We start from the raw sequence: 13863 nt of genomic DNA on the forward strand, positions 1-13863 counted from the left end.
GCCGCCCCGGTCCGTACGGGTGGGCGAGCGACCGACTGGGGGAACCCCCGGACACCGGAGGTGGGCGTGCGCAAGGATGCGGCCGTGGCCAATGAACGTGGGTCGAGGGCCCGACATCGCATGTCCTCACAGCCCTCGGAACCAGATGAGGAGCTGATGCGTGCCCTGTACCGCGAGCACGCCGGACCTCTGCTTGCGTATGTCCTCAGGCTGGTCGCCGGAGACCGGCAGCGCGCCGAGGACGTCGTACAGGAAACGCTCATCCGTGCCTGGAAGAACGCCGGTCAGCTCAATCGGGCGACCGGTTCGGTACGCCCCTGGCTGGTGACGGTCGCGCGCCGCATCGTCATCGACGGCCACCGCAGCCGGCAGGCCCGGCCGCAGGAGGTCGATCCGTCGCCGCTGGAGGTCATCCCCGCGGAGGACGAGATCGACAAGGCGCTGTGGCTGATGACGCTGTCTGACGCGCTCGACGACCTGACCCCGGCCCACCGGGAGGTCCTCGTCGAGACGTACTTCAAGGGGCGTACCGTCAACGAGGCGGCCGAAACCCTGGGCATTCCCAGCGGAACCGTCCGTTCCCGGGTGTTCTACGCCCTGCGGTCGATGAAGCTGGCACTGGAGGAGCGGGGGGTGACGGCGTGATGAGCATGTACGGGGGGTTCGGAACGGGTGGTTCGGGTATTTCTGGGTCCATGCAGGGATCACAGGCCCCGAACGAGCACGAAACCGTCGGCGCCTACGCCCTCGGGATCCTCGACGACGCCGAGGCAACCGCTTTCGAGGCCCACCTCGCGGGCTGCGAGTGGTGCGCCCAGCAGCTGGACGAGCTGGCCGGGATGGAGCCGATGCTGGCCGCCCTCGCGGACCTGCCGGGCTCCGGCAGTACGCCCGCGATCGGCGAGTCGCTGTCCGCCAAGCCGAGCCCACGCCTGGTCGAGAAGCTGGTCGACGAGGTCTCCGAGCGCCGTGCGCAGAAGCGGCGCAAGGGCTTCTACCTGGTCGCGGCCGCTGCCGCGCTGATCATCGCCGGCCCGGTGGCCGTCATGGCGACGAGCGGCGGAGGCGACTCGGGGAAGACCGCCACACCGCTGGCGGCCACCGCTCAGACGACCTTCAACCAGCTGCCCGACAAGGTCTCGGGCACGGACAGCGCGACGGGCGCCAGCGCGACCGTCGCCATGGGTGAGAAGAACTGGGGCACCTCGACGGTGCTCGAGCTCAAGGGCGTCAAGGGTCCGCTCAAGTGCTCCCTGGTCGCCGTCGCCAAGAACGGCGACCGCCAGACGCTGGGCTCCTGGTCCGTCCCGAAGTGGGGCTACGGCCTTCCGGACGCGAAGTCCCCGGAGGCCAAGAACCCGCTCTACATCGGCGGCGGCACGGCCCTCAAGCCGAACGAGATCGACCACTTCGAGGTCGTGACGTTCGACGGGAAGAAGCTCGTCCAAGTGGACGCGTAGCCTCTGCGGGCCCCCTTCGCGTACGGTTGACGGCTGCCCAGCACGTCAGAAGGGGGCCCGGTGGCCGCTCAGGCTCAACAGGAAACCGCGGTCGACTCGGTCCGGGACCGGGAGATCAGCGTCGAACAGGAACACCTCGACCGGGTGTACCGACGCCTCGAGGAGAAGATCCACGAGGCGGAGTTCCTCATGAACGACGCGGCCAAGCGCGGCCAGGTCGGTACGCCCGGCGCGCTCGCCGAGCGGGACGCCCAGGTCTTCCGGGCCGGCATCCACCTGAACCGGCTCAACAACGAGTTCGAGGACTTCCTCTTCGGCCGGATCGACCTGCTGCTCGGCAAGGACGGGAAGAAGGGCCCCGACGGCGCGTACACGGCGGTCGAGCCCGCCGAGGGCGCGGTCCGGCCCGACAACACCGCCGACATCGCCGAGACCCTGCACATCGGCCGGATCGGCGTGCTCGACGAGGACTACTCCCCGCTGGTCATCGACTGGCGGGCGCCGGCCGCAGCGCCCTTCTACCGGTCCACCCCGAAGGACCCCGGCCGGGTCGTACGGCGCCGGGTCATCCGCTCCAAGGGCCGCCAGGTCCTCGGGGTCGAGGACGACCTGATGCGCCCGGAGCTGACGGCGTTCCTCGGCGAGCGCGAGCTGCCCGTCATCGGTGACGGCGCGCTGATGGCCGCCCTCGGCCAGGCCCGCAGTCACACCATGCGGGACATCGTCTCCTCCATCCAGGCCGAGCAGGACCTGGTCATCCGCGCCCCCGCCGCCTCCGTCACCTACGTCGAGGGCGGCCCGGGCACCGGCAAGACCGCGGTCGCCCTGCACCGCGCGGCCTACCTGCTCTACCAGGACCGCAGACGCTACGCGGGCGGCATCCTGATCGTCTCGCCGACCCCGCTGCTGGTGGCCTACACCGAGGGCGTGCTGCCCTCGCTGGGTGAGGAGGGCCAGGTCGCCATCCGCGCGATCGGCTCCCTCGTCGACGGCGTGGAGGCCACGCTGTACGACTCCCCGTCCGTGGCCCGGGCCAAGGGCTCGTACCGGATGCTGAAGGTGCTGCGGAAGGCCGCCCGGGGCGCGCTGGAGCTGGGGAAGACCGCTCCGGTGGGGCAGCTCGCCCTGGACGACGACACCGACACCGACACCGCTGCGCAGGCCACCCCCGCCCGCCTCCGCGTCGTCGCCTTCGGGCGCCGCCTCGAACTGGAGGCCGACGAGCTGGAACGTATCCGCCGCACCGCCCTGGGCGGCACCGCGCCGGTCAACCTGCTTCGCCCGCGCGCCCGCAAGCTGCTCCTGGACGCCCTGTGGGCGAAGTCCGGCGCGGCCGGCCGGCACAGCGACCCGGAGCTGGCCGCCGAGCTGCGCTCCTCCTTCGACGAGGACATCACCAGCGAGGACCCCTTCATCGCCTTCGTCGACGCCTGGTGGCCCGAGCTGACCCCGAAGGGGGTTCTCGCCGCCATGGCGGACGAGCGGCGGCTCGGCCGCTGGGCCCGCCGGATCCTCAACCCCGGCGAGGTCCGCAGGGTCGCCCGTTCGCTGAAGCGGGACGGGTACTCCGTCCACGACATCGCCATGCTGGACGAGCTGCAGGCGATCCTCGGCGCCCCGGCCCGGCCGCGGAAGAAGCGCGACCTCGATCCGCTGGACCAGCTCACCGGCCTGGAGGAGCTGATGCCGATGCGCGAGGAGACCCAGCGTGAGCGGGCCGAGCGCCTCGCACAGGAGCGCACCGAGTACGCGCACGTGATCGTGGACGAGGCGCAGGACCTCACGCCGATGCAGTGGCGCATGGTCGGACGCCGCGGCCGGCACGCCACCTGGACGGTCGTCGGCGACCCGGCGCAGTCCTCCTGGTCCGACCCGGACGAGGCGGGCGAGGCGCGTGACGAGGCCCTCGGCACCCGCCCCCGGCGCCGCTTCCAGCTCACCGTGAACTACCGCAACCCGGCCGAGATCGCCGAGCTGGCCGCCAGGGTCCTCGCCCTAGCCATGCCCGGCTCCGTGGCACCGTCAGCCGTACGGTCCACCGGGGTCGAGCCGCGCTTCTCGGTTGTACGGGACTCCCTGGAGAAGACCGTGCGCGCGGCGGCCGAGCAGCTGCTCGGCATGGTGGACGGCACGGTCGGCGTGGTCGTCGCGATGAACCGGCGCGAGGAGGCCAGGCGCTGGCTGGCCGGGCTCGGCGACCGGGTGGTGGCGCTCGGCAGCCTGGAGGCCAAGGGCCTGGAGTACGACGCGACGATCGTCGTGTCCCCGGCGGAGATCGCCGACGAGTCCCCGGCCGGCCTGCGGGTGCTGTACGTGGCGCTGACCAGGGCCACCCAGCAGCTGACGGTGGTCTCGGGCGAGCGGGACGAGCCGGACGCGGCGGGGGTGCCGGACCTGCTGCGGGACTGAAACCTGTGAAGTCCGCCGACGGGAATGGCCTTACGGGATCCGTTTGTTAGCCTTGGTGTGGCACCGGCCCGATCCAAGCCCCCGGGCCCAACCTTCGTCCCTTAGAGGGACCCCTTGCCGCGAGGCGAGCATGGCGGGTCGGTGTCATGAACGTGTGGGAGGCCCACGTCACCATGTGACGTGGGCCTCTTTCTTCGCCTGATCACTTCTCGTATGGTGGAAGTGGTTTTCCGAAACCGCGCGCCTGCCGTGAACAAAACGTCCGCAATTCAGGGCGGCTATCACGTACTCGCGGGTAGGTGCGACGATCGGACGGCACAACTCGCGACACGGTGAAAGCAGAGGAAGTCGGCCATGGCAACGGCGCCCAGCGTCTCCTACTCGATGACCATCCGGCTGGAGGTGCCCGCGAGCGGAAGCGCCGTCTCGCAGATCACCACCGCTGTGGAGTCCTCCGGAGGCTCGGTCACGGGCCTCGACGTCACCGCCTCCGGCCACGAGAAGCTCCGCATCGACGTCACCATCGCGGCCACCTCGACCACGCACGCCGACGAGGTCGTCGAGAAGCTGCGCGGTATCGAGGGCGTCACGCTCGGCAAGGTCTCGGACCGTACGTTCCTGATGCACCTCGGCGGCAAGATCGAGATGGCGTCGAAGCACCCGATCCGCAACCGTGACGACCTCTCGATGATCTACACGCCGGGTGTGGCCCGCGTCTGCATGGCGATCGCCGAGAACCCCGAGGACGCCCGCCGTCTCACCATCAAGCGCAACTCCGTTGCGGTCGTGACGGACGGCTCCGCCGTGCTGGGCCTCGGCAACATCGGCCCCATGGCCGCTCTGCCGGTCATGGAGGGCAAGGCGGCCCTCTTCAAGCGGTTCGCCGGCATCGACGCCTGGCCGCTGTGCCTGGACACCCAGGACACCGACGCCATCGTCGAGATCGTCAAGGCGATCGCCCCCGGCTTCGCCGGCATCAACCTCGAGGACATCTCCGCGCCCCGCTGCTTCGAGATCGAGGCCCGCCTGCGCGAGGCCCTCGACATCCCCGTCTTCCACGACGACCAGCACGGCACCGCGATCGTCGTCCTCGCCGCCCTGACGAACGCACTTCGCGTCACCGGCAAGGCGATCGAGAACATCCGGGTCGTCATGTCCGGCGCCGGCGCGGCCGGTACGGCCATCCTCAAGCTGTTGATCGCGGCGGGCGTCAAGAACGCCGTCGTCGCCGACATCCAGGGCGTCGTGCACGCCGACCGCGGGGACCTGGTGGACGCCCCGGCCGACTCCCCGCTGCGCTGGATCGCCGACAACACCAACCCCGAGGGCCTCACCGGCACCCTGAAGGAGGCCGTGCGCGGCGCGGACGTCTTCATCGGCGTCTCGGCCCCCAACGTGCTGGACGGCGACGACGTGGCCGCCATGGCCGACGGCGCCATCGTGTTCGCGCTCGCGAACCCGGACCCCGAGGTCGAGCCCGCAATCGCCCGTCAGACGGCCGCTGTTGTGGCCACCGGCCGCTCCGACTTCCCGAACCAGATCAACAACGTGCTGGTCTTTCCGGGTGTCTTCCGCGGCCTGCTGGACGCGCAGTCCCGTACGGTCAACACCGAGATGATGCTCGCCGCCGCGAAGGCCCTCGCCGACGTGGTGACCGAGGACGAGCTGAACCCGAACTACATCATCCCGAGCGTCTTCAACGACAAGGTCGCGGGCGCGGTCGCCGGAGCGGTGCGCGAGGCGGCCAAGGCGGTCGGCGCTGCGTCGTAGGCGTCCGTACCGTAGGGTTCAGATGCTGTGAGACCGACTGTGCTGGGGCTGTGAGGATCGACACGGCAGCCCCCGCATCGGCGCGTCGTGGAACCCCCCACCGGCGGGTGCCCTCTAGGGTGACGGCCGAGCAGGCGCTTTTCGTGTGACTCCCTAGGGTGTTCTCACGACTCCTACGGGTGCCGGATTGGCTTTCCCGCCGCAGGTAGGGGCAGGATGCGTCTCTGGGCGCGAGCGCATCGGCATCGATCTCACCTCACGCCTCAACGGCAAGAAGAACACGGGAGTAACAACATGAACCGCAGTGAGCTGGTGGCCGCGCTGGCCGACCGCGCCGAGGTGACCCGCAAGGACGCCGACGCCGTGCTGGCCGCGTTCGCCGAGGTCGTCGGCGACATCGTCTCCAAGGGCGACGAGAAGGTCACCATCCCCGGCTTCCTGACCTTCGAGCGCACCCACCGTGCCGCTCGTACCGCGCGCAACCCGCAGACCGGTGAGCCCATCAACATCCCGGCCGGCTTCAGCGTGAAGGTCTCCGCGGGCTCCAAGCTCAAGGAAGCGGCCAAGGGTAAGTGACCTTGCCTGCTCTGTGCCAACGGGACGGCGTAGGGCTGTAAGACGCTGATGGGGCGGCACCCGGTCTTCCGGGTGCCGCCCCATCGTGGTTGTGCTCGAGGACCGGCGTCAGCCGAGTGCCTTCCCGGGCAGCTCCACCTTCGCGCCCAGCTCCATGAGCTTCTCCATGAAGTTCTCGTAGCCGCGGTTGATCAGTTCGATGCCGTGGACCCGGGAGGTGCCCTCGGCCGCGAGGGCCGCGATGAGGTACGAGAAGCCGCCGCGCAGGTCGGGGATGACCAGGTCGGCACCCTGCAGCTTGGTCGGGCCGGAGACGACCGCGGAGTGCAGGAAGTTGCGCTGGCCGAAGCGGCAGTCGGAGCCGCCCAGGCACTCGCGGTAGAGCTGGATGTGCGCGCCCATCTGGTTGAGCGCGGAGGTGAAGCCGAGCCGGGACTCGTACACCGTCTCGTGGATGATGGACAGGCCCGTGGCCTGCGTCAGGGCCACCACCAGCGGCTGCTGCCAGTCGGTCTGGAAACCGGGGTGCACGTCCGTCTCGAGGGCGATGGACTTCAGCTGGCCGCCGGGGTGCCAGAAGCGGATGCCCTCGTCGTCGATCTCGAAGGCACCGCCCACCTTCCGGTAGGTGTTCAGGAACGTCATCATCGAGCGCTGCTGGGCGCCGCGGACGTAGATGTTGCCGTTGGTCGCCAGCGCCGCGGAGGCCCAGGACGCGGCTTCCAGGCGGTCCGGGAGGGCCGCGTGGGTGTAGCCGCCGAGCTGGTCCACACCGGTGATGCGGATCGTCCGGTCGGTGTCCATCGCGATGATCGCGCCCATCTTCTGCAGAACGCAGATCAGGTCCTCGATCTCCGGCTCGACGGCCGCGTTGGACAACTCCGTGACGCCCTCGGCCAGTACGGCCGTCAGCAGCACCTGCTCGGTCGCGCCGACGGACGGGTACGGCAGCCGGATCTTCGTACCGCGCAGCCGCTGCGGCGCCTCCAGGTACTGGCCGTCCGCGCGCTTCTCGATGGTCGCGCCGAACTGCCGCAGCACGTCGAAGTGGAAGTCGATGGGCCGGCCGCCGATGTCGCAGCCGCCGAGGCCCGGGATGAAGGCGTGGCCGAGACGGTGCAGCAGCGGACCGCAGAAGAGGATCGGGATGCGGCTGGAACCCGCGTGGGCATCGATGTCAGCGACGTTCGCGCTCTCCACATGGGTCGGGTCGAGCACCAGCTCACCGGGCTCCTCACCCGGACGGACCGTCACCCCGTGCAGCTGGAGCAGGCCGCGTACGACGCGCACGTCACGGATGTCCGGAACGTTGCGCAGTCGACTCGGCGCGCTGCCCAGCAGGGCGGCGACCATGGCCTTCGGTACGAGGTTCTTCGCACCGCGGACACGGATCTCGCCCTCCAGCGGGGTTCCGCCGTGGACAAGCAGGACATCGTCGTTGACGGTCATGTATCTCGCGTTCCGATGAGTCGGGCAGGGGTCGGCCGATCACTTAGCGCGGGGGCCGGAAAGACAGGGTAATCGCCGATCACCCCCCTCCCGTAAGCCCAGGGACAACCCAGCCACGTCATAGCTGTGTCACAACACGAACCGTTCCCTATCGGGCACATGGGGTCACCGCCGAGGCGGCGTGCGCCGGGGCAGCCCCCATACGCCCGCCCGTCTCCCGCCACCACCCTCAAACGAGGCCCTACCGGGCCCCACCACCCCATTCAAGCTGCGTTCACTCCCACACCCCGATTGCCTCCCCACACCAGGGGAAGATGCGGGATCATGTCTGGCATGACCGAGGTGTCCTCGCTCACAGGGCGGCTGCTCGTGGCCACGCCCGCCCTGGCGGACCCGAACTTCGACCGTGCGGTGGTGCTCCTTCTCGACCACGACGAGGAGGGCTCCCTCGGTGTCGTCCTCAACCGCCCCACCCCGGTGGACGTGGGCGACATCCTGGAGGGCTGGGCCGATCTCGCGGGCGAGCCCGGTGTGGTCTTCCAGGGCGGACCCGTCTCGCTGGACTCGGCCCTCGGCGTTGCGGTCATCCCGGGCGGTGCGAACGGCGACCGCGCCCCGCTCGGCTGGCGGCGGGTGCACGGCGCGATCGGCCTGGTCGACCTGGAGGCCCCGCCGGAGCTGCTCGCCTCGGTCCTCGGCTCGCTGAGAATCTTCGCCGGGTACGCCGGCTGGGGCCCCGGTCAGCTGGAGGACGAGCTGGTGGAGGGCGCCTGGTACGTCGTCGAGTCGGAGCCGGGCGACGTGTCCTCGCCGGCCCCGGAGCGACTGTGGCGCGAAGTGCTGCGCCGCCAGCGCAACGAGCTGGCGATGGTGGCCACGTACCCGGACGACCCGTCGCTCAACTGATGCGTGTGAGCTTCAGTACCCTTGCTGATATGAGCACTCTTGAGCCCGAGCGCGGGACTGGTACGGGGACCCTCGTAGAGCCGACGCCACAGGTGTCCCACGGCGACGGCGACCACGAGCGCTTCGCCCACTACGTCCAGAAGGACAAGATCATGGCGAGCGCCCTCGACGGTACCCCCGTCGTGGCGCTGTGCGGCAAGGTGTGGGTGCCGGGCCGCGACCCGAAGAAGTACCCCGTGTGTCCCATGTGCAAGGAGATCTACGAGTCCATGGGCAGCGGCGGCGACGACAAGGGCGGCGACAAGGGCGGCGGCAAGTAAGGGTCCCCCTGCCGGTCTGAACACCGCGAGGCCCCCGGGACGCGTCGAGACGCGTCCCGGGGGCCTTTGTGCTTTCTGGTCACAGAGTGGTTGAGACCTCTTGTCGGCATGTTCATGTTGTCCATAGCCTCCATGGTGTTGTGCAGAGCGAAACAGTCATTGCACATGTTGCAACGTGCTACTCCCGGAGGAACGCTCCATGAAGCTGTCCGCCCCACTCGCCGCACTGCTCACCCTCGTCGTCGCCACCGCCTGCGCCCCGCAGTCCTCCTCCAACTCCGCCTCCGACCGGGACGAGAAGACCGGCACCCTGCGGGTCTGGCTCTTCCAGGAGGTCGGCAACGAGCCGAAGAAGAAGGTCGTCGACACGGTCGTCGCCGCCTTCCGGACGGCCCACAAGGACACCAAGGTCGACGTCGAGTACATCCCGGTCGAGACCCGCGCCCAGCGCGTCAAGGCCGCCTTCAACGACCCGGCGTCCGCGCCCGACGTCATCGAGTACGGCAACACCGACACCGCCGGCTACGTCCACGACGGCGGACTCCTCGACGTCACCCGGGAGTTCTCCGCCTGGAGCGAGGCGAAGAACACCGACTCGACCGCCCGGCAGTCGGTCACGGTGGCCGGAAAGGTCTACGGCGCACCCTTCTACGTCGGCGTCCGCGCCCTGTACTACCGCACCGACGTCTTCCGGGAACTCGGCCTGAAACCGCCGAAGTCCATGACCGAGCTGGCCACCACGGCCCGTACGATCCGCGCCGCGAAGCCCGACCTGTACGGCCTGGTCGTCGGCGGTGCCTACACCTACGGCGCCATGCCCTTCATCTGGGCCAACGGTGGCGACCTGGCCACCGGCAAGGGCGGCTCGTACGCCTCCGCGCTCGACAGCGCCGCGGCCCGCACGGGCATCAAGGCCTACACCGCGCTGTTCTCCGACGCCAACTGTCCCGCCGCCAAGTGCGCGGGCATGGGCGGCAACGACACGGTGACCGCGTTCGCCGCGGGCAAGGCGGGGATGGCGATCGGCGGCGACTTCAGCCACGCGGCCGTGGAGGCCGGGAAGGTGAAGGGCAGGTACGCGGTCGTACCGCTGCCGGGTGTCGCCTCCGGCTCGATCGCCCCGGCGTTCGCGGGCGGCAACAACATCGGCGTCCTGAAGAGCACCACCCACCGCACGCTCGCCGTGGACCTCATGGAGCGGCTGGCGTCCAAGAAGACGCAGTCCGCCCTGTTCGACGCGATGGGCTTCCTGCCGACCTTCACGGACGTCCGTGACCGGGCGGCGGCCCGGCAGCCCTTCGTGAAGCCGTTCGTGACCACGCTGGCGTCCGGCACGAAGTTCGTCCCCGTATCGCCCGCCTGGTCGCAGATCGACTCCTCGCTGGTGCTGCCGACGATGTTCCAGGAAGTCATCAGCGGCAAGAAGAGCGTGGATGCGGCCGCGAAGGAGGCCGCCGCGAAGATGAACGACGTGTTCGGCTCCGCCGGATGAGCAGCATGCGCCACCGAGCCCCCTGGACTCCCTGGCTCTATCTGACACCCGCCCTTGTCGTCCTCGGCGGGCTGCTCCTCTACCCCGTCTACCAGCTCGGCCTGATCTCCCTCTTCCGGTACACCCAGGCTCAGGTCAGCGGGGGCGAACCGAGCGTCTTCCGGGGGTTCGGGAACTATGCCGACCTGTTCTCCGACGGGCAGTTCTGGCAGGTGCTGCTGGCCACCGTGGTGTTCGCCGCGGCCTGTGTCGGCTCCACCCTCGCCGTCGGCTGTGCGCTCGCCGTGCTGCTCACGCGGGTGCGTGCCGTACCGCGGCTGGCGTTGATGCTGGCCGCGCTGGGGGCGTGGGCGACGCCGGCCGTCACCGGCTCCACGGTGTGGCTGTTCCTCTTCGACCCCGACTTCGGCCCGGTGAACCGCATCCTCGGCCTCGGCGACCACTCCTGGACGTACGGGCGCTACAGCGCCTTCCTGCTCGTCCTGCTCGAAGTGGTCTGGTGCTCCTTCCCGTTCGTGATGGTGACGGTCTACGCCGGGATCCGCGCCGTACCGTCCGAGGTGCTGGAGGCCGCGGCCCTGGACGGCGCCTCGCAGTGGCGGATCTGGCGGTCGGTGCTCGCGCCGATGCTCCGGCCGATCCTCACGGTCGTCACCATCCAGTCGGTCATCTGGGACTTCAAGGTCTTCACGCAGATCTATGTCATGACGGGCGGCGGTGGTATCGCGGGGCAGAACCTGGTGCTGAACGTGTACGCCTATCAGAAGGCGTTCGCGTCCTCCCAGTACGGCCTCGGCTCGGCGATCGGCGTGATGACGCTGCTGATCCTGCTCGTCGTGACGCTGGTGTACCTGCGGCTGCTGCGCCGGGAGGGGGAGGAGCTGTGAATCTTCTTCGGGTGCGTGTGCAGCGGCCGTGGCGGTTGGCGGCAGAGGCCGCGGCCCTGCTGATCGCGGCCGCTGTCGCCTTCCCGCTGTACTGGATGGTGCTGAGCGCCTTCAAACCGGCCGGCGAGATCGCGTCCGACCGGCCCCGGCCGTGGACGCTCTCGCCGTCCCTGGACTCCTTCCGACGGGTCTTCGGACAACAGGAATTCGGCCGTTACTTCGCCAACAGCGTGGTGGTGGCGGGCAGTGTGGTGATCGTCTCCGCGGTGATCGCGTTTCTCGCCGCGACCGCCGTCGCGCGGTTCCGTTTCCGCTTCCGGACCACCTTGCTGATCATGTTTCTGGTGGCCCAGATGGTGCCCGTGGAAGCCCTCACCATCCCCCTGTTCTTCCTCATGCGGGACTTCGGCCAGCTGAACACGCTCGGTGCGCTGATCCTGCCTCACATCGCCTTCTCGCTGCCCTTCGCGATCTGGATGCTGAGGGGGTTCGTGAAAGCCGTGCCGGAAGCGCTGGAGGAGGCCGCGTACCTGGACGGGGCGAGCCGCGGGAGATTCCTGTGGCAGATCCTTTTCCCGCTCGTCCTCCCCGGCCTGGTGGCCACGAGCGTGTTTTCCTTCATCTCGGCCTGGAACGACTTCCTGTTCGCCAAGTCCTTCATCATCAGCGACACCTCCCGGTCGACCCTGCCGATGGCCCTGCTGGTGTTCTTCAAGCCGGACGAGCCGGACTGGGGCGGGGTCATGGCCGCGTCCACGGTGATGACGATTCCGGTGCTGGTCTTCTTCGTACTCGTACAGCGACGCCTGGTCTCGGGACTGGGCGGAGCGGTAAAGGACTGATGTGACTGACATGGTGGATCTGATTCCGGCTCCGGTGCGCTGTTCCTGGAACGCCGCCGGCTACACGAGCCTCGACAGCGATACGGCCCTGGAGGCGCGGCCCGGCACGGAGGGCGTCGCGCGCTGGCTGCGCGCCACGGTCGGTGCCGCGACGGGCCTGCCGTTTCCGGAGGCGGGCGACGGTGCCAACCGCCTCGTGCTGAGCATCGAACCCGACCTGCCCCCGGAGGGCTACCGCCTGGTCAACGACGACGGCCCCTACCGCATCCAGGGCGGCAGCGCGGCCGGTGTCTTCTGGGGGCCCAGACCTTCCGGCAGCTGCTCGGCCCCGACGCGTTCCGCCGGGCGCCGGTGCGGCCGGGGCAGGACTGGGACCTGCCGCAGATCACCGTCGAGGATTCCCCCCGTTTCCGCTGGCGCGGCCTCATGCTCGATGTCGCCCGGCACTTCATGCCCAAGGAAGGCGTCCTGCGCTACCTGGACCTGATGGCCGCGCACAAACTCAACGTCTTCCACTTCCACCTGACGGACGACCAGGGCTGGCGGATCGAGATCCGGCGCCACCCCAGGCTGACCGAGGTCGCCTCCTGGCGGGCGCGGACGAAATTCGGACACCGGGCCTCGCCGCTGTGGGAGGAGAAGCCGCACGGGGGTTACTACACCCAGGACGACATCCGGGAGATCGTCGCCTACGCCGCCGAGCGGCATATCACCGTCGTCCCGGAAATCGACGTACCGGGCCACTCGCAGGCCGCCATCGCCGCGTATCCGGAACTGGGCAACACCGACGTCACCACTGCATCCATTGAGGGGGGCACCGCCCTGACCGTGTGGGACACCTGGGGGATCTCGTCCAACGTACTCGCCCCCACTGACACCACCCTGCGCTTCTACGAGGGGGTGTTCGAGGAAGTCCTGGAGCTGTTCCCCTCGGAGTTCATTCACGTCGGCGGCGACGAATGCCTCAAGGAGCAGTGGAGCGACTCGGTGACGGCCAAGACCCGCATCACGGAACTCGGGCTCGCCGACGAGGACGAGTTGCAGTCCTGGTTCATCGGGCACTTCGACAAGTGGCTTACCGCGCGCGGGCGTCGGCTCATCGGCTGGGACGAGATCCTGGAGGGCGGACTCGCGCCGGGAGCGGCGGTGTCCTCCTGGCGCGGCTACGGGGGCGGCGTCGCGGCCGCGCGCGCGGGGCACGACGTCGTCATGTGCCCGGAGCAGTACGTCTACCTGGACCACCGGCAGGCCCCGGGCGAGGACGAGCCCGTGCCGATCGGCTTCGTGCGCACCCTGGAGGACGTCTACCGGTTCGAGCCCGTTCCGTCCCAGCTCAGCGAGGAGGAAGCCGGGCACGTGCTGGGCACCCAGGCCAACGTCTGGACCGAGGTGATGGAGGACACCGCGCGCGTGGACTACCAGACCTTCCCCAGGCTGGCCGCCTTCGCCGAGGTCGCCTGGAGCCGGCTGCCCGCCCCGCAGGAACGGGACTTCGCGGACTTCGAGCGCCGTATGGCCGCCCACTACGGGCGACTTGACGCCCTCGGTGTCGCCTACCGGCCGCCCACCGGGCCACGGCCGTGGCAGCGGCGCCCCGGTGTGCTCGGGCGGCCGCTGGAGGGACCGCCTCCGAACAGATAACGGAAAAACATCGACAGGATCGCCGAAGAGTGGCAATAAGTACGCACCGGCGATGCCGTGCAAAACGGACCATCTCGCTGGTGAGGTGGGCGAATGCCTCCTAGCGGACCC

The 13863-nt window shown here is 69.5% G+C and carries 11 protein-coding genes and 1 pseudogene; 11 read left to right on the forward strand and 1 reads right to left on the reverse strand.

Annotated elements, in window-relative coordinates:
* Positions 1-60: 60 nt before the first annotated feature.
* The 5 genes from CRP49_RS18305 (at position 61) to CRP49_RS18325 (ending at position 6215) form a co-directional block, all read left to right on the forward strand.
* Positions 61-645 carry a sigma-70 family RNA polymerase sigma factor gene (locus CRP49_RS18305; RefSeq protein ID WP_030167252.1) on the forward strand — a complete coding sequence of 195 codons (585 nt, stop codon included), beginning with the start codon at positions 61-63 and terminating at the stop codon, positions 643-645.
* A gap of 50 nt (positions 646-695) precedes the next feature.
* The gene (locus CRP49_RS18310) at positions 696-1460 is read left to right on the forward strand and encodes an anti-sigma factor (RefSeq protein WP_179851669.1); all 765 of its coding nucleotides are present in this window, start codon (positions 696-698) and stop codon (positions 1458-1460) included.
* A 60-nt stretch (positions 1461-1520) separates the two neighbouring features.
* On the forward strand, positions 1521-3869 hold the full coding sequence (locus tag CRP49_RS18315; RefSeq protein ID WP_097254337.1) for a UvrD-helicase domain-containing protein: 2349 nt from the start codon (positions 1521-1523) through the stop codon (positions 3867-3869).
* A gap of 354 nt (positions 3870-4223) precedes the next feature.
* Positions 4224-5639, forward strand: a complete 1416-nt coding sequence (locus CRP49_RS18320; protein WP_097254338.1) for an NAD-dependent malic enzyme — start codon at positions 4224-4226, stop codon at positions 5637-5639.
* Positions 5640-5933: 294 nt separating this feature from the next.
* Complete coding sequence (locus tag CRP49_RS18325) at positions 5934-6215, forward strand: HU family DNA-binding protein (protein ID WP_018549700.1); 282 nt, start codon at positions 5934-5936, stop codon at positions 6213-6215.
* A gap of 108 nt (positions 6216-6323) precedes the next feature.
* Here CRP49_RS18325 and murA read toward each other — a convergent pair whose 3' ends face one another.
* Positions 6324-7664 (reverse strand): UDP-N-acetylglucosamine 1-carboxyvinyltransferase, encoded by a 1341-nt coding sequence (gene murA / locus CRP49_RS18330; protein ID WP_094217755.1) that lies wholly within the window; start codon positions 7662-7664, stop codon positions 6324-6326.
* 333 nt (positions 7665-7997) lie between these two features.
* On the opposite strand from murA, the gene CRP49_RS18335 reads away from it, so the two are divergent.
* The 6 genes and pseudogenes from CRP49_RS18335 to CRP49_RS18360 all read left to right on the forward strand — a co-directional run bounded on the left by CRP49_RS18335 (position 7998) and on the right by CRP49_RS18360 (position 13752).
* A complete protein-coding gene (locus CRP49_RS18335; protein ID WP_179851670.1) occupies positions 7998-8570 on the forward strand; it encodes a YqgE/AlgH family protein in 573 nt (190 codons plus the stop codon).
* A 29-nt stretch (positions 8571-8599) separates the two neighbouring features.
* Entirely contained in the window at positions 8600-8890 is a 291-nt protein-coding gene (locus CRP49_RS18340) for a DUF3039 domain-containing protein (RefSeq protein WP_097254340.1), read from the forward strand.
* Positions 8891-9089: 199 nt separating this feature from the next.
* Positions 9090-10382, forward strand: a complete 1293-nt coding sequence (locus tag CRP49_RS18345) for an extracellular solute-binding protein (protein ID WP_097254341.1) — start codon at positions 9090-9092, stop codon at positions 10380-10382.
* A complete protein-coding gene (locus CRP49_RS18350) occupies positions 10379-11269 on the forward strand; it encodes a carbohydrate ABC transporter permease (RefSeq protein WP_097254342.1) in 891 nt (296 codons plus the stop codon). The genes CRP49_RS18345 and CRP49_RS18350 overlap by 4 nt, the downstream gene beginning before the upstream one ends.
* Entirely contained in the window at positions 11266-12111 is an 846-nt protein-coding gene (locus tag CRP49_RS18355) for a carbohydrate ABC transporter permease (protein ID WP_097254343.1), read from the forward strand. The genes CRP49_RS18350 and CRP49_RS18355 overlap by 4 nt, the downstream gene beginning before the upstream one ends.
* A gap of 10 nt (positions 12112-12121) precedes the next feature.
* A pseudogene (locus tag CRP49_RS18360) lies at positions 12122-13752 on the forward strand (beta-N-acetylhexosaminidase).
* Positions 13753-13863 lie beyond the last annotated feature (111 nt).

Origin of the sequence: Streptomyces sp. Ag109_G2-15, from assembly GCF_900215565.1 — a bacterium.
GTDB classification, from domain to species: Bacteria; Actinomycetota; Actinomycetes; order Streptomycetales; family Streptomycetaceae; genus Streptomyces; species Streptomyces diastatochromogenes.

Excerpts from the sequence above, each read along its gene's own strand:
- CRP49_RS18310 (WP_179851669.1), top strand. The coding sequence starts at position 696 with ATGCAGGGATCACAGGCCCCGAACGAGCACGAAACCGTCGGCGCCTAC.
- CRP49_RS18320 (WP_097254338.1), top strand. The coding sequence starts at position 4,224 with ATGGCAACGGCGCCCAGCGTCTCCTACTCGATGACCATCCGGCTGGAG.
- CRP49_RS18325 (WP_018549700.1), top strand. The coding sequence starts at position 5,934 with ATGAACCGCAGTGAGCTGGTGGCCGCGCTGGCCGACCGCGCCGAGGTG.
- murA (WP_094217755.1), bottom strand. The coding sequence starts at position 7,664 with ATGACCGTCAACGACGATGTCCTGCTTGTCCACGGCGGAACCCCGCTG.
- CRP49_RS18335 (WP_179851670.1), top strand. The coding sequence starts at position 7,998 with ATGACCGAGGTGTCCTCGCTCACAGGGCGGCTGCTCGTGGCCACGCCC.
- CRP49_RS18340 (WP_097254340.1), top strand. The coding sequence starts at position 8,600 with ATGAGCACTCTTGAGCCCGAGCGCGGGACTGGTACGGGGACCCTCGTA.
- CRP49_RS18345 (WP_097254341.1), top strand. The coding sequence starts at position 9,090 with ATGAAGCTGTCCGCCCCACTCGCCGCACTGCTCACCCTCGTCGTCGCC.
- CRP49_RS18350 (WP_097254342.1), top strand. The coding sequence starts at position 10,379 with ATGAGCAGCATGCGCCACCGAGCCCCCTGGACTCCCTGGCTCTATCTG.